This window comes from Moorena sp. SIO3H5, assembly GCF_010692395.1.
GTDB lineage: Bacteria > Cyanobacteriota > Cyanobacteriia > Cyanobacteriales > Coleofasciculaceae > Moorena.
Genome location: NZ_JAAHHS010000013.1, coordinates 1 through 16,053, shown reverse-complemented (window position 1 = coordinate 16,053; position 16,053 = coordinate 1). Strand labels below are relative to the sequence as shown.

Annotated in this window: 11 protein-coding genes and 1 tRNA gene; 6 read left to right on the top strand and 6 right to left on the bottom strand. The window is 44.1% G+C overall.

The features are described 5' to 3' along the window. Positions 1–35: 35 nt before the first annotated feature. Complete coding sequence (rnpA, locus tag F6K52_RS03320) at positions 36–416, bottom strand: ribonuclease P protein component (RefSeq protein WP_293074008.1); 381 nt, start codon at positions 414–416, stop codon at positions 36–38. Positions 417–418: 2 nt separating this feature from the next. Between rnpA and F6K52_RS03315 the strand changes: the two genes are divergently transcribed. Next, positions 419–3,466 (top strand): S-layer family protein, encoded by a 3,048-nt coding sequence (locus F6K52_RS03315; RefSeq protein ID WP_293074003.1) that lies wholly within the window; start codon positions 419–421, stop codon positions 3,464–3,466. Between the two features lie 629 nt (positions 3,467–4,095). Here F6K52_RS03315 and F6K52_RS03310 read toward each other — a convergent pair. After that, complete coding sequence (locus F6K52_RS03310; RefSeq protein ID WP_008183188.1) at positions 4,096–4,263, bottom strand: NblA/ycf18 family protein; 168 nt, start codon at positions 4,261–4,263, stop codon at positions 4,096–4,098. 511 nt (positions 4,264–4,774) lie between these two features. Between F6K52_RS03310 and F6K52_RS03305 the strand changes: the two genes are divergently transcribed. From F6K52_RS03305 to F6K52_RS03295, 3 genes are all read left to right on the top strand, one after another. Next, positions 4,775–5,413, top strand: a complete 639-nt coding sequence (locus F6K52_RS03305; protein ID WP_293074006.1) for a phycobiliprotein lyase — start codon at positions 4,775–4,777, stop codon at positions 5,411–5,413. After that, the gene (locus F6K52_RS03300) at positions 5,370–5,951 is read left to right on the top strand and encodes a hypothetical protein (RefSeq protein ID WP_293074000.1); all 582 of its coding nucleotides are present in this window, start codon (positions 5,370–5,372) and stop codon (positions 5,949–5,951) included. Before F6K52_RS03305 ends, F6K52_RS03300 begins: the two co-directional genes overlap by 44 nt. A gap of 371 nt (positions 5,952–6,322) precedes the next feature. Continuing rightward, on the top strand, positions 6,323–7,114 hold the full coding sequence (locus F6K52_RS03295) for a phycobilisome rod-core linker polypeptide (RefSeq protein ID WP_293073997.1): 792 nt from the start codon (positions 6,323–6,325) through the stop codon (positions 7,112–7,114). On the opposite strand, the gene F6K52_RS03290 is transcribed toward F6K52_RS03295, so the two are convergent. The 3 genes from F6K52_RS03290 to F6K52_RS03280 form a co-directional block, all read right to left on the bottom strand. Beyond that, complete coding sequence (locus tag F6K52_RS03290; RefSeq protein ID WP_293073993.1) at positions 7,094–8,056, bottom strand: RluA family pseudouridine synthase; 963 nt, start codon at positions 8,054–8,056, stop codon at positions 7,094–7,096. The two genes, F6K52_RS03295 and F6K52_RS03290, sit on opposite strands and share 21 nt — an antisense overlap. Before the next feature lie 159 nt (positions 8,057–8,215). Further along, entirely contained in the window at positions 8,216–10,969 is a 2,754-nt protein-coding gene (locus F6K52_RS03285; RefSeq protein ID WP_293073989.1) for a PAS domain S-box protein, read from the bottom strand. Positions 10,970–11,329: 360 nt separating this feature from the next. Further along, positions 11,330–12,019 (bottom strand): C40 family peptidase, encoded by a 690-nt coding sequence (locus F6K52_RS03280; RefSeq protein WP_293073985.1) that lies wholly within the window; start codon positions 12,017–12,019, stop codon positions 11,330–11,332. A gap of 576 nt (positions 12,020–12,595) precedes the next feature. On the opposite strand from F6K52_RS03280, the gene F6K52_RS03275 reads away from it, so the two are divergent. Next, positions 12,596–13,714: a hypothetical protein gene (locus F6K52_RS03275; protein WP_293073982.1), complete on the top strand. Its 1,119-nt coding sequence runs from the start codon at positions 12,596–12,598 to the stop codon at positions 13,712–13,714. Positions 13,715–13,972: 258 nt separating this feature from the next. Here the strand turns inward: F6K52_RS03275 and F6K52_RS03270 are convergent. Beyond that, positions 13,973–14,061, bottom strand: a tRNA-Ser gene (locus tag F6K52_RS03270). 530 nt (positions 14,062–14,591) lie between these two features. On the opposite strand from F6K52_RS03270, the gene F6K52_RS03265 reads away from it, so the two are divergent. Further along, complete coding sequence (locus F6K52_RS03265; RefSeq protein ID WP_293073979.1) at positions 14,592–15,860, top strand: glycosyltransferase family 1 protein; 1,269 nt, start codon at positions 14,592–14,594, stop codon at positions 15,858–15,860. Positions 15,861–16,053 lie beyond the last annotated feature (193 nt).

Genomic DNA, 16,053 nt, shown 5'->3' with positions numbered 1-16,053 from the left:
TTCCAATATGAGGACCACCTTCATAATATACTTCTTCACGAATGCCCATTTAACACCTCAGCTTTTACCAGCAACTGCTCTAATTCTTGCAGAAATTGTTGGCTTATGCACTCCCATTGTGCTGTTGTTGGTTTTACAATCACCACTAACCGCCATCCTGGTGATATTTTAGGCAATAATTTATATAAGGCAGAAGCAATTTGACGTTTAATTCTATTGCGTACTACCGCCCGCTTACTAACTTTTGTACTGATGGAGATGCCAATGCGTGTGGGTAGGCCAACCCAATTAGGTCTAACAGTATCCACAGAAGATTCTTTTGACAATGATGACCGTAAGCCTCTTAATGTCAAATAAGAACCATGGCAACGAAATCCTCTGCGGAAGACCCGGGTTCCTTCGTGACTAGGTTTCAGACGTGTGCTCTCCCGATCTGGGTGAGATTAATCTAGTAGCGGTTCCTCGTGAAACCTTAGTCCAATTGGGGCAAGCTGGAGAGATTTTGACAGTATCCACCCCAACGGTGCCATTAACACCATCCGATCCGGCCTCTGTCACAGAATTTTTGAGTAGTTTGAACCATGACACTGGCGTAACAGTTTCCAGTGACGGTCAGGTAACACTTACCGATTCCGGTACCCAAGTGCCAGTTGCTCCAGGAACCGTGATTATCTCTGGTGACCTGAACGCTGCCAATTTATCTCCAGGACAAACTGGCGGCAAAGTAACAGTATTAGGCGATCAAGTTGGGTTGTTTGACAGTGCATCAATTGATGTTTCTGGAGACAGTAGTGGTGGAGATGCACTAATTGGTGGGGATTTCCAAGGTCAAGGACAGCTGCCATTGGCCACAGCTACCTATATCGCTCCTGACACCACCATCAAGGCTGATGCGGTTAGCACTGGTAATGGGGGTCTGATTGTGATTTGGTCGAATAAATCTACTCGCGCTTATGGCACCTTAACCGCACGGGGGGGAGCAAAATCAGGCAATGGCGGTTTAATCGAGACATCCAGTGCCAATTTTCTGGATGTGGCTGGAGTCAGAGTCGATGCTAGTGCTCCAAATGGTTTAGCAGGAACGTGGTTACTTGACCCTCGGAATGTTACCCTTGGCTTTGCAGATACATCCAATGGCAGCTTTGATAGTAATGGCAATATATTCACTGCCACTGGGGATGATGCAGTGGTGAATATTCCAGATATTGAAGATCAACTCAATAGTAGCACCAATGTCACTATTACTACCGGAACTACAGGCACTCAGGAAGGAAATATTACTGCTGATGGCTTTGGAATTACCAAAACTACACCAGGGGAAGTCACTCTAAGTTTACAAGCGGCCAATGATATTAGTCTCAAAAACTTTGGGATCAATGCCAACAGTGGTTATCTGAATCTAGTGCTGGAAGCGGATAGTGACAACTCCGGTAGTGGTGATGTGGAGTTGATGAATGGGGGAATTGATACTGGCGGAGGAGCAGTCACCATTACTGCGGCTGGTGCGATCGCATTGGAAAGTATCGGAATCAATAGAACTAACAACCGTAGCGATCAGGCACCACCGATCACCGTGATCAGTGGTGAATCTATATCTCTCAAAAGTGCTGGAATCAATAGCCTCACCTCTGGGGATAATGGAAATGCTGGAAACGTTATCGTTCAAACAGGTACCCTTACCATAGAAGAGGCGGGGATTGGTAGTACGACATTCGGTAAGGGGGATGCTGGAAATATCACTGTTACTGCTGCTGACTCAGTTGTGGTCACAAACAACAGTGGTATTAGTACCAACACTAGAAATAACAGTACTGGCAATGCTGGAGAGATCACCATCACCGCCGGTTCTGTATTGTTGGAAGGCCAGGAAAATGGTTTTGGCAGCGATACTCAAGACAATAGCAGTGGGGATGCTGGAATAATAAGCATTACTGCTGACTCACTTGTGTTAAGAGGAGGCAGTGGTATTGGTACTAACACTAGAGATAACAGTACTGGCGATGCTGGAGAGATCAAGATCATTGCCGGTTCTGTATTGTTTGAAGGCCAGGATAGTGGTATTGGCAGCGATACTCAAGACAATAGCAGTGGGCATGCTGGAATAATAACAATTACTGCTGACTCACTTGTGCTCAGAGACAAAAGTGGTATTGGTACCAACACTAGAAATAACAGTACTGGCAATGCTGGAGAGATCACCATCACCGCCGGTTCTCTATTGTTGGAAGGTCAGGGCAATGGTATTGGCAGCGAGACTCAAAACAATAGCAGTGGGGATGCTGGAATAATAACAATTAATGCTGACTCACTTGTGCTCAGAGACGTCAGTACTATTGGTACCAGAACGATTGATGAAAGTACTGGGGATGCTGGCATAATAATAATTAATGTTGACTCCATCTCCCTAGAAAACAATAGTGCTATTCTAAGTACTACCTTTACTACTGGCGAAATAGGAAAAATCACACTCAATACCAACTCCATTTCCCTCTCAGACAGCAGAATTACTACAGCTTTAGAGGAAACAGCAGTTGTTAACTCTCAAGAAGACCAAGACCCTAACATCATCATTCGGGCAAGCTCGCTGTCCTTAACTAATAACGCTCAATTGACTGCTAGTAGTTCTGGCCAAGGAAATGCTAGTGACATCTTGGTAGAGGCTGACTCTATCTCCCTTGAAAACAGTAATATCTCTACTGAAACCGTTAGCGGAGACGGTGGGAATATTACTCTGACCTTACAGGATTTATTACTATTGCGCAACGGCAGTCAAATCAGTACCAGCGCCGGTACCGAAGACCAACCGGGAAATGGTGGCGATATCACCATTAATGCTGATTTAATTGTTGCCTTCCTCGAAGAAAATAGCGACATCACCGCTAATGCCTTTGATGGCATGGGTGGTAATATTACACTTACCGCTCAAGGCATCTTTGGGTTCAACTTTCCCGATCAACCAACCAAGTTGAGTGATATCACTGCCAGTTCTGAACGTGGTGTAGATGGTGACATACAAATCAACATCCTTGGGGTTAATCCATCTCAAGGTTTAGTAGAACTCCCTGCTACTGTAGTTGACGCCTCTACACTGATTGCGGCTAGCTGCACTGACAATATCAAAGTGGCATCGGATGATTCCAAAGGGGATGAATTCATTATTACTGGACGGGGTGGCTTGCCTCCGAGTCCCCTTGACCCAATCATCCGCCAGACCGTAATAGCAGATTGGGTAACTTTAGATAACTCGGCCACAACAAATTATCAGAGTCAACTAACTCCCGCTGCTAGGGAAGAGTCGGCTCGAAAGCGTCCAAAGCGGCGGATTGTGGAAGCTCAGGGTTGGCTGATTGGTCCTGATGGTACCGTTATTCTCACGGCTTTCCCTACCACCCCCGAGATCTGGGATAATTCTCCCCTTAAATCCCCCTCTTGCGAGGATATCAAGAGAATTCGTAATGCTTCCTAGGGCTTAATCCTGTGGTGGGCAGTGGATAGCAAAGCACAAAGCCCAGATTAATCCTGTGGTGGGCAGTGCTTAGCGAGCCCATGGCCAGCTTGATGAATGGGTCGGAGCCACTGCCCACCCTACATCTTTGGTGGGCTATAAGCCCGACTAGCTCAGTGGGTTGGTTGCCCAATTTTGCCTAACTGCTGATTGGCCTGAAACGAACGATAATAGCAAGTGAGGGAAAAATCGAGCGGCCCTAATTCTATCATGTGTGCTACAATTCGGATGAAGCTTAAGGTGAGCACTATGGGAGCTAGTTCCTAGTCTATATTCAAGATTGTTAATTCAAGACTGTTAATTCAAGCCATTAAAAGCCAAGAGTTCTTGGTAAGCATTCCTTGACTATCTAATTTCCTAAGTATATCAGTGTTCCTACTTAAGTCGAAATTTATAAAGTATACTATCATAGTGGTAGTAGCGCAGCAATGGCTGAATCACTACGATGGCTATTAGCAGTTTGGGATCAGCAGCGAAGGTTTTAGATTATAAGCGTTCCCATGCTGGTGTAGATTATTCCACTTTAGGTACGACTGAGGCACCCCTTAAAACAAGTCAAGCAAAGTGAAACCTTCGCAGCTAATTAAGAGTTAAGCGTTTTTGAGTAGATGGCGGAATAGATTCTCCTTAACCATCATTTGACGCAAAACTTCCAAGAGATAGGACTGAGCCTCCTCCTGGCTCAAGAGCTTGACTTGGTCTTGGTAGATTTTCATCTGGAACTGTTGCTCCAAACTTAGCTTTCCAGGCGTTTCCATAGGTTTACTCCTAAGTTTACATAGGTTGATTAGGGCAGGCGGACGAATGTTCCGACTGCTCTTTTTTTTTGGCCGTTGTTAACCAATCTAGCACACCTATAGAATAACGTCGATTATGTCAAGCAATAAGTAATCAAAGATACAATCTGTAACAAAAATGCGTAAAGCTATGATTTGCCCTTGTGCCTGCATGTCTGACGGACTTAGATCAAGTCCGATTAAATACTGATACTAAATAATAGTGATGGGGATATGGGAAGATTTTGATTAAGAGTAATTATTCGGAGATCATATTACGCCAAAGCAGAGGCTAAACCCACCTATAAACCCACCTATATAGTGGTAAAATCCCGTTTAGCATCAGTATATGTAGCGTAGCAGCGGAAATTCTGATGGATTGGCCATGGATGGCTGGTTTGGCAAAATCTCAGGAATATGCAAAAATTCAAGCTTAAGTAAAATTTAAGTAAAAACTCGGTAAATCATCAAATACCCTAATATGGATCCAATTATTGATGCCATGGAATTTTTCCAGCTCAGTGCTGGCAACTGGCGATCGCAACGCACAACCCACCACCTAGCCTTCCGACAAGCAGAGAAAGGAGAGTTGGACATAAAGGTAGCTACCTTAGAGGCTGATCATCCCCAAGTTATTGAGCTGTGTGAGCTTCATAAGATTAACCCGAGTTTGGCAGCAGGTGGAGCGTTGGTCAGTTGGCAGGGCACAATGGCTTGGGATCAGAGTGATGACGGTCACAAAGACTCGACGGTGATGGTGGTGGTTCCAGATGCCGACTCTCCTAGACATGGAAAGTTATTGCGGGAAAAAGGTTACGCTGAAACCATGCCAGTAGCTGGTCTTTATCAGATGGATGCTCAAGATGGGCTAGTGCTGATAACTGAATATGAAACCATGAGTGCTCATGAGCGTTTCTCGTTTATCACTCCATCTCGGCGGATGCGTACCAGTATAGTGAAACGTTTTGGTGGATTTAGCAGCGCATCATTTTGTATAGAAACCCGCATTGACTCTAATCTAGAGAATGGGTCTAATACTGGCGCTAATATTGAGACTAGTATTGGGGTGACATCTCAACAACAACAAAATGTCTTGGCACCGGAAGAGTATTATTCAATCTTGGGCTGGTGATTCCACCATCAGCGATGATCCGTTAATTCGGGGCTACCAGTATCTGAATGCTGTGGGTCAGCTGGCTTTAGACCCAAGTATGGTAGAGATAACTGATAATGTTAAAGAACGCGATCGCATTTATACCTGGATTGGCAATCACATTGATGCCATTAATAGTGAACTCCAGACTTGCCTAGACGCCTGTCATAGCTGCTATCATCATTCCCAATGCCGCCCAATGCGGATTTTGGCAAGCCCTTTAGGGGAAAAGTTTGGTATTGATGGCTTTTGTAACATCTTAGCCACTCCGGCGGTGATATTAATTGATGTCGGACGCATTGCACGGTCTGATTGGTTGAGTATTGTCATCCATGAATATGCCCATGCTCATTTAGGTGCCCCTGGTCACGATCAGCGTTTTTTTGACGTCATTTCCCATCTCTGTTTGGGTCTGGGATTAAAACCGCCACGCTGGCATGTAGATCTGGAAACTTACTTACGGGATTGGCCTGAGTGTCCATCCCAGACTAATTCATTGTCTTTTTGGATGGGCTAGATCGCAACTTGAGGGATAGGCGATGGTCTAATTCTTTGGTCTAATTCTTTCGGGCTATCTTAATAAATATTAAAAAATATTGCTTTGAGTAACGTTTTAATTAATCAAAATTAATAATCTATTAGTGATTAAGGTGATCAAGTTAAAGGTGAAGACTGAGAGTAATCACACAGATTAATCACAAAAGCAAGAAGAGGGTTAGTGGATTAACCAGTGACTATTGGGGATTGACGATTGACTGTTCGGCTATCAGTGGTAGATTGAAAGATTAAGATATCGATTAAAATATAATTTTTTTATAGACTGACACGGGATTCATTATATATTTGATTAAGGTTTGTAAGATTTTCTAAGAATACGGAGATAAAAACGTGGCTATTCCTTTACTAGGCTACGCCCCAGTGACGCAGAATGCGCGCATAGATGGGTATGAGATACCAGGAGAAGAGCAACCCAGAATTTATTCCACTGAAAACTTGCTCTCCCCCGGAGACATGGATGCCCTAATCGAGGCAGGATACCGTCAGATCTTCTTCCATGCCTTTGCTTCGGATCGTGAACCGTTCCTGGAGTCTCAACTCCGGTTCGGTCAGATCACAGTGCGGGACTTCATTCGTGGGTTGTTGCTTTCTGACACTTTCAAAACCAGCTTCTATGACAAAAACAGCAACTATCGCGTTGTAGAGCAGTGCGTGCAGCGGGTGCTTGGACGTGATATCTATGGCGAAAGAGAAAAATTAGCCTGGGCAGTTATAATTGCAACAAAGGGTATCCAAGGTTTCGTCGATCAACTGCTCGACAGCGAAGAGTACATGGAGAATTTTGGGTACAACACCGTCCCCTATCAACGGCGTCGAGTGCTTCCTGGTCGCCCTCAGGGTGAAACACCATTCAACATTAAATCTCCACGTTACAACGAATACTACCGTGCAGTACTGGGCTTCCCACAAATCATTTGGCAGACCCAGGTGCGCAGTTACATCCCACAAGACAAGAAGGCGAAGGCAGGGGATCCATCTCTGTATATGGGCATGGCACGGGAGCTGTCTCCCCAAGGCAACACTATCCCACGAGTGTCAGCTTTGAATATCGACTACGAATCCTTAGTGCCATATCGGGCTCAGGAATCTCCGCAAGAGGAACTAGCTGAAGCGAAGTCTTAGCAAATTTAAGAGTTTGATCAAAGCTAGGGGGGGAGGGGCAACAAACTCAATCCACTCCCCACAAACCGGATGCTGTAGTTGTAGTCGCCAAGCGTGAAGTGCTTGACCTGGTAGATTAACACCGACAGAACGACCACTGCTATAAACAGGGTCTCCAACAATGGGATGACCAATATAGCTACTGTGGACACGAATTTGGTGGGTGCGACCAGTTTCTAATTGGAAATGGATCAGGGTATAGTTGCCCAGTCGTTCTCGGACTTGCCAATGGGTAAGAGCTGGGCGTCCCCCTCTTTCTACTGGCACGACAGCCATTTTCTTGCGGTCTACAGGATGCCGTCCAATTGGTTGGTTAATGGTGCCAGACTCAGCAGAGGGAGCACCATAAACTACACCTAAATATTGTCTTTGAGCAGTTTTGGCTTGGAGTTGGGCTTGTAGATGTCCATGAGCCTGGTCAGTTTTAGCGATCGCAATTGCACCAGTTGTATCCTTATCCAAGCGGTGGACAATGCCTGGACGCTGAACACCACCAATACCTGTAAGTTTAGGGCAGTGGGCTAAAAGGGCATTGACAAGAGTACCACTTTCATGACCAGGTGCGGGATGAACTACCAAACCAGCCGGTTTATTGATAATAATCAGAACGTCATCTTCATAAAGAATGTCTAAGGGGATGACTTCCGGTTGTAATTCCAGAGGTTTGGGGTCAGGAATGGTTAGGGAGATGCGATCGCCTAGCTGAACTTTAGCTTTTTTTGAGATGCACACGTGATCATTCACTTGCACGTTGCCTTGTTCAATCAGCTTCTGGATACGAGAGCGAGACAAGTCAGGTGTTTGTTGGGCAATATAGCTGTCAAGGCGATAACTGGGAGTGGAACCAGTAGACTTGCTACTTTCCTGAACTTGCAATAATTTGATAGAAAGCTGAGGGGTCATTGTTAATCGTTGATGGTCAAGCGCACTGAGAATGAGGAATAAAGAAGACTTTAATAAATTATGAATTATTTATTATTGATAATTCATAATTAACAATTAATAATTAACCAAAAGCGATCAACCAACCATTTTAGAAGTGATTAACCGAATTTGATCTTATTAATTATTTTGGTTCGTAGCAAAGTGCAGCGGTAGGGTAACCGTAAATGTCGTTCCCACCCCAACTTCACTGTTTACAGCAATTTTAGCCTCGTGCAAGTCTAAACATTTTTTGACAATTGCTAAACCCAGTCCAGTCCCAGGGATACTGCCAACATTACTTGCTCTTTCAAAGGACTCAAATAGTTTCTCTTGGTCTTTTATAGGAATGCCGATCCCTTGATCTTGAACCTGGATTACTGCGGTCGAAGAATTGCAATTGAGTTGAAATTTGACCGTACCTCCTTCTGGAGAATATTTAATCGCATTTAAGAGCAAATTGTTAACAATATGACTCAACAGTCTTTCATCGATTAGGGCATCTTGACAGCTACCATGACTAATGAACATCAGGTTATGCTTAGAACCCAGGTTAATTTTGATATTTTCGAGTATGTCCTGACACAAAGCAACTAAATCTATGGCTTCTGGCTCAAACTTGAGTTTCCCGGCATCGGCTTTCCCAATCGTTAGAACATCATCCAAAAGTTGAGTCATCCGGAGCACAGCATGCTGAATCTTGTCATGGTGCTTCAGTTTTTTCTCAGGGGACAATTTTTTCTCATAGCGTTGTAGCATTTGAGCAGAAGATTGAATAGTAGTCAGTGGTGTGCGAAACTCGTGAGAAACTAATGAAACGAAACCTGAGCGGAGTTGACCGAGTTCTTTTTCCTTGGCCAATGCATTAAGAATATCTGCTTCTGCTTGCTTGAGTTCAGTGATATCCCTTCCCACCGCCTGGCATTCGATAAACTGGCCATGTTCATCAAACATAGCTCGATCACTCCACTGCTGCCAGCGAATTTCTCCAGAGTCGAGAAGAACTCGGTGTTCGTAAGTGTTGATCGGATTTTCTACAGAAAGAGAACGGAAGTTCCGGGTAACAATGTCTTCGTCTTCCGGAGGCATTTTTGGCAAAAATACTTTACCTACTAATTCAGAGCGGTCTTTGTCAAAATAGCGGCAGTAAGCATCATTGACAAATGTTAGAGTGCCATCAAGCTTCAAGCGACAGATCAGTTCAGTTTGATCTTCAATAATGGCACGAAATCGTTCTTCACTGTGTCGCACCGCCTCTTCTGCCTGTTTGCGTTCTGTAATGTCTTCAACCATGCTCAAAATACACAGGATTTCTCCTGCTTGATCTCGCATAGCCATCATCGTTAAATTACCCCAGAGGGTATGTTGATTCTTTTTGAGGTAACGTATTTCTAACTTAAAACTATCAATTTCTCCTTGTATGACCTGCCTAATATAAGGCTTGGCTTTTTCTAGGTCTTCAGGATGAGTAATGGTCAAACCATTGAGAGTCATTAGTTCAGACTTGGTGTATCCCAGCATTTCATAAAAAGCCCGATTCACCTGAATAAACTGATAATCCAAATCTGACAGTGACATTCCAATGGGTGCTTCATCAAACACCCGTCGAAATTTTGCTTCTTTCTGGTCTAACGCGGCTTCTGTATTTAGTCTCAATTGCTGATAAGCTTGCCGTAATTCTACCTCTGCCTGCTTGCGCTGGGTAGTATCTTGGATAATCCCGATAACTTGATAAATATTTTCTTGCTCATCTAACAGGGGAATATAGGTAGCGAGGACAGTGAGTTCACCAACCTCTTGCAAAGTCAAAGTCAGTTCTTCCACTTGTGGCATCCGGGTTTCCACAGCCTTTTGTAGCAGTTTCACATAGATATTCTGAAATACAGGAGGATAGATTTCCTCGTCAGTGTACCCCAGTAGTGGTGAATCAGCCACTCCAGTTAGCTTAACCCCTTGTTGATTGATAAACTGGAGCCGCCGCTGGGCATCATAGATCATAAATGTACCGGGATAATTATCCACTGCTAGGCGAAATCGTTTTTCGCTCAGGCGTAATGCCTCTTCTGCCTGTTTACGCTCCGTGATGTCAACAATTAAGCCCACCAGACGATTGAGATTACCTGAACTATCTAGGTAAAACTTTCCTTTGTTCTCAACGGTGATGTATGTGCCATCCTTCTTACGGATCCGATACTCAATATCAAAAGGCTCTTTAGTGACAATCACCCTTTCAATGGTGTGTCGGTATCGTTCTAAATCATGAGGATAAATTAATTGATCCCACCCTTGCCCAGTGTTGGTGAGTTCTCCTGGAGAATAACCTAATACTTGTTCAATATTGTGACCCCAAATCAATTCATTGGTCTGGGTATTCCATTCGTAGAGCAGCTGACCACTGATTTGACTAACCGCTTTATAGCGATAAACCCATTCCCTTAATAGAGCAAAGTCACTTTTGAAGTTTTGCTGATCTAGATTTAGATTTTCAAAGCCCTTACTGCCTTTATAGGAGCCAGTAGAGTTACCATAGTTCAATCCCGATTCTAGCTGTTTAATACTACTGATATCTTTACCAACAGCATAGAGAAGACCCTGTTCATCCTGTGAAATTCTCCAAGCGAGCCAACGCAAGCTACCATCTTTGTGGTAAAATCTATTCCGATATTCGACTAGTTTTCCTTGACTACAATCACGAAGGGCATTGAGAGTAAATTCCCGATCTTCTGGATAAATCCACTCAATCCAAGGTCGCGATCGCAATTCGGAGCAAGTCCAACCTAGAACCTTTTCCCAAGCCGGATTAATTTGTTTAAAATATCCGTTTTGACCAAAGGTGCATAATAGATCAAGTGATAAAGAAAACAAGATCTTTAGGCCGGACTCTGCCTCTGCCATTGTTTCAGTACTTTTTATGTGAGACTGAGTGGTGTTCATTGCTGGGCTCGATCCGTCAGAAATTCTACAGATAAGCTAGGGATACATCTACCCACAGTCTTCCCTCAATAATCAGTATAATCACAAGATCATCAGCAATAATATTTTAGAAAGCTCAGCAGATTTCTCTGAGTCAAGGAAATTGTGAGGACATTTTGTGGTAATATTAGCTAGTCATTTCCCCTGAAGCCCTGCTGAGAGCTTTATAGTGAGAGCTTTATAGTAAGCCTGATTAGCATGTTCTCTTGGAGCAGTACGGTGGTAAATAACTGTGCTAGATAACTGTGCTAGATAATTGTGCTAGATAATTGTGCTAGGTGACTAGGGCTGATAACTTGTCACAACTCGCCCAGCTCCGTAGCACTGTCGGTAATAATACTTTGTTATCTCATCCCCTTGTTCTGAAAGTTGGTCAATTGCAATCCCATTTCGACCGTGATCAATACCCGAACTATGAATGTAATCACCATCACCTAGATACAATCCTACATGGTTAACTTTTTGACCGGTAGCGAAAAAGACTAAATCCCCTGGTTGTAGTTGCTCCATTCTAATGGTTTGGGTGAAAGCTGCTTGCTGATAGGAATCTCTGGGTAACCAAATCCCCGATGCCGCAAACGCTGCTTGCATCAGCCCTGAACAGTCATAGTTGGGAGCTACTGTACCCCCCCAAAGGTAGTAGGGATTTTGATCCATTGCTGCTTTAGTAAACCCAATCACCGCTTTTATTCGTGTTTGAATTTGAGCTGGAGATATAGAAATGGGGCGATAAGGAGTCTTAGCTATCTCCAGTAGAGCCAAATCCGACACAGGCAACCAACCAGAATAGTTATCTTCGCACAGACGTACTTCTAAGGCATTACCGACAGGCAGGACAGACTTGACCCGCAAGTGCCTTCCTGTAGCTGCTTGCGTTGTCAAACGCTTACAGTTGGGCGAATCATAGAGGTTGAGATTAGCACGACAGTAGTATTCCAAATCATTGGCTCGTAATTGCTCAAGCAAAACCATAGTATAGGAAGGCGCAACTTACACTCAGATTATGATCCTTTTCTAGAACGATGAACAACTAGGAAGATGAAGCAGTGAAATCAACCGTTGCCCCAACAGCAACCTTTGAGTGACTACTTGATGATCAAAATACTTTAATCGAGCGCCTCGGGATCTCGCAAGTGGACTTACGCCACTCAGCGGTGCGACCCCGGTCGGGTTTCCCGACAAGGGTGAACCCGCACCAAGAGAGAGGAAAAATCAGGGGCCAACGCCAATCAGTAATTTCCGATCGGGTAACCGACAATAGAGAATTACAGAGGTTTTACAGGTAAGAATAGCTAAGTCCTGTGGAGCGTGATGTTTACGCAGGGCAAAACTAAAAGCCAAAATGAGGTTATTCTGCTCTTTGTATCTGGTAAAGTTGGTCGGATGAGTAGACTATCCTAGGATTGGGTTCAAGTTCTTGAGTAGCTTATGTGATCTCAATGGCTAGCAGCTACAAGTTACTGACCAAAAAATATAGCTTTTAGCTTTTGGCTAACTGCTATATTTGTTACCCCTAACCAATGACCAATTAGTTTTTGAGGAGTGAGTGTGAAGAGTAATTTTCCTAAGACCCTTTCGATGCAACTGAGTATGGCAGTATTGACGATGGTCAGTTACCAGCTGTCTGCTACTGCTGAAACACCTAGCTATAATTCATCGGTAAAGCAATTTACCCAGACAGGAGCAGCGGTCAGACCTGAGGAATTAGCAGCAGCTTCCAGGATCACAGTTGACTCTAATCGATTTAATCCGGAAACTACACAGACTCCTGAAAATATCTTCAGACCAACTAGTCTGCCATCAAGCAATCTCAACACTATCACTGACCATCAAGCTAATTCCCGTTTAGGGCAATTGGACAGGGTAGGAGCAGCGGTTCGTGCTACTAAGTCGGTAGGGTCTCCTAGTGAATTGGTCAACCGCTCCCAATTCAATGGCTCAGTTGCACCAATTGCTGACTATACAGTCAGACAGAAGCAGGTACCATTAGCCAATTTAGAAACTATCCAGTATCCTGCTAATCTCCCCAAACAAGAGCTAGAAGCGATCACTGAGCAATCCCAAAAACCTTCTCAAGAGTTTAATAATTCTGTGGTAGCTCCACCGAGACCAGGGACTTTAGCGACATCTGTAGCAGCTCTAAAAATACAACTAGATCAAGCCAGCTCTCCCACATCAGAGGCAACCTCCTATGAAGGAGGCACCCCTGTAGCTCAGAGAAATATTGACCCTACTGGCAAGAGCCTCGGGGTTGGAAACTATATCGGAGTTGGCGGTAATATCGGTTTTACTGATGATGGCACCAATATTGGTCGAGGTGCCTTTATGATTAACGGCAAATACGATTTATCTCCCACCCTATCAGTGCGTCCTAGCATACTAATCAATGATGATGCTACCTTTTTGATCCCAGCCACTTACAACTTTATTTTCCAGGATGAACCGTTTGAGCCGCCTACTTACTCAGCTTTCGCTGGTGCTGGTTTGGCTTTTTCTACAGGTGATGAGGACAATGTCGGTTTAATCGTTACTGGTGGTGTTGATTGGCCATTTGGACCCAATTTTGTTGCCAATGCTGCTTTAACTGGTGGAATTTTCATTGATGGTGCCACAGATCTCGGAATTTCTTTTGGCATTGGTTACAGCTTCTCTAACTTTGACAGGTAGACAAGGGACAGATATAAGCTCATGAGGGATAAGATACCGTGATGGTGCATCTCATCCCTCCTTTTTACAAGGAGCAAGGGTTACTTAATCCAATTTTACACATCTCTTGGTGCGCGTTCACGCTTAGCTTTTTCAACGCTTGGGGTAGCACCGCTTTGAAAAAGCTCGAACTAGCACTGGTTTTCCAAGCAAGGAAAGCTTGATTTTTGCCAAAAGTAGATTTTGCGAGTTAGTTGATGATACTTAGATGATACTCAACGGAGAGGGAGGGATTCGAACCCTCGGATAGGCCTGAACCTATCAACAGATTAGCAATCTGCCGCTTTCGACCACTCAGCCACCTCTCCAAGGTGGTGTCTGTCCATAATAGCACATTTTTGAGGTTGTCAACTGCTACTAATCTAAATTTTATGATGAGAAACTATGAGCGTTCGCTAGCCAACGCCCTTCGGGCTAATCGCCTTTGGCGCGGCTGAGGCCAAAGGCCAAGCTTCCGCGCTTATGCGATCGCTTACAGCACTGAAATAGGAAAATGCAATACGAAAATTTATGATGAGTCTAGGACTGTCCCAATCTCTGTCTTGATGCACTATTTTTAAGTGAGGGAGATTCAGCCAGCTATAAAGACCTCTGTGAAATCCCAGAAGCATCTCAAGAAGCTAACACAATACCATATAGTGCCGGACTTAAGTTATCATTATATATAAATAAATTGTTAAGATTTATTTACTTCCATCCACTGATGTGTTAAGCACACCTGAGAAGTTAAAATTTGTTAAGTGAGTGTGTAAAAGCTCGACGCTGAGGGTTTAGCCGGATAGAGGTCAGACTCCCCATAGCTGAAAACCTTCTGTAAGCTCCAACATCAAAAAAGCCTATGAATACGAAAAATACACAGCACATTGCTCTGATCTCCGTTCACGGAGATCCAGCGATAGAAATCGGTAAGGAAGAAGCTGGAGGACAGAATGTGTATGTGCGCCAAGTGGGTGAAGCTCTTGCTAAGCAGGGGTGGCAGGTGGATATGTTTACTCGCCTCTCCAGTTCCAATCAAGCCACAATTGTTGAACATACTCCAGGTTGTCGCACTATTCGCCTAACTGCTGGTCCAAAAGCATTTGTGCCACGGCAAGAGATTTTTGAATACTGCGGTGAGTTTTTAACCGAATTGCTTAAGTTTCAGGAGCAATCAGGCATTCACTACTCAATAGTACATACAAACTACTGGCTTTCGGCTTGGGTAGGTATGGAGTGGAAGAAGCGTCAATCGCTCATTCAACTTCACACCTATCACTCCCTAGGCGCAGTTAAATACGAGTCAGTAGAAACAATTCCGAAGATTGCTGCGACTCGCTTGGACATAGAAAAAGCAGTGCTAGAAACAGCAGAACGCATTGTTGCTACATCTCCCCAAGAACAAGAACACATGCGTACGCTAGTTTCAAGTAAGGGCGACATTGATATTATTCCCTGTGGTACAGACATTGACCGATTTGGCAAGATTAACCGCTTAGAAGCACGGCAAAAACTTGGCCTTAGCCCTGAAAACAAAATCATCTTTTACGTGGGACGGTTTGACCAACGCAAGGGCATTGAAACCCTAGTTCGAGCTGTGGGTTCCTCCAAGTTACAGGGTGATCCTAACTTGAAGCTGATTATTGGTGGTGGTTCTCGTCCTGGTGAGAAAGATGGTATGGAACGCGATCGCATTGAAGGGATTGTAGCTGAATTGGAACTGCAAACTATCACTACATTTCCTGGACGCATTGCTGATGAACTACTTCCAGCTTATTACGCTGCAGCTGATGTTTGCGTAGTACCAAGTCACTACGAGCCTTTTGGTTTAGTTGCCATCGAAGCCATGGCTAGTGCCACCCCTGTAGTAGCTAGTGATGTTGGTGGTCTTCAGTTTACCGTTGTATCTGAAGAAACTGGCTTACTGGCACCACCCAAAGATGCTGGTGCTTTTGCAGCTGCTATCGATCGGATTCTCTCGGATCACGACTGGAAAAATCAACTTGGCTTAGGGGCAAGAGCAAGGGTAGAAAATATGTTTAGCTGGAATGGTGTTGCCCATCAGCTGAGTCAGCTCTATGAGAGCTTGCTGGAAGCCAAATCAGAGAATTTGGCAACAACTAGTGCCTAAAATCTATTGGGCACATTCATCCCCTGGCAATCAGGATAGATATTAAATCAGGATAGATATTAAAGGTTAAAGGACAAAGTTAGGAAGCTAGTATTCCTTTTGCCTTTTTCCTTAATCCTATTCATCCTGATGGGTGGCATAACTCTTGTATCTGTAAATTGGGAAAGTTTGGTAAGTTGGATATCCTCGTGAG

Excerpts from the sequence above, each read along its gene's own strand:
- F6K52_RS03310 (WP_008183188.1), bottom strand. The coding sequence starts at position 4,263 with ATGGAAACGCCTGGAAAGCTAAGTTTGGAGCAACAGTTCCAGATGAAA.
- F6K52_RS03300 (WP_293074000.1), top strand. The coding sequence starts at position 5,370 with ATGTCTTGGCACCGGAAGAGTATTATTCAATCTTGGGCTGGTGATTCC.
- F6K52_RS03290 (WP_293073993.1), bottom strand. The coding sequence starts at position 8,056 with ATGACCCCTCAGCTTTCTATCAAATTATTGCAAGTTCAGGAAAGTAGC.
- F6K52_RS03285 (WP_293073989.1), bottom strand. The coding sequence starts at position 10,969 with ATGGCAGAGGCAGAGTCCGGCCTAAAGATCTTGTTTTCTTTATCACTT.
- F6K52_RS03280 (WP_293073985.1), bottom strand. The coding sequence starts at position 12,019 with ATGGTTTTGCTTGAGCAATTACGAGCCAATGATTTGGAATACTACTGT.
- F6K52_RS03265 (WP_293073979.1), top strand. The coding sequence starts at position 14,592 with ATGAATACGAAAAATACACAGCACATTGCTCTGATCTCCGTTCACGGA.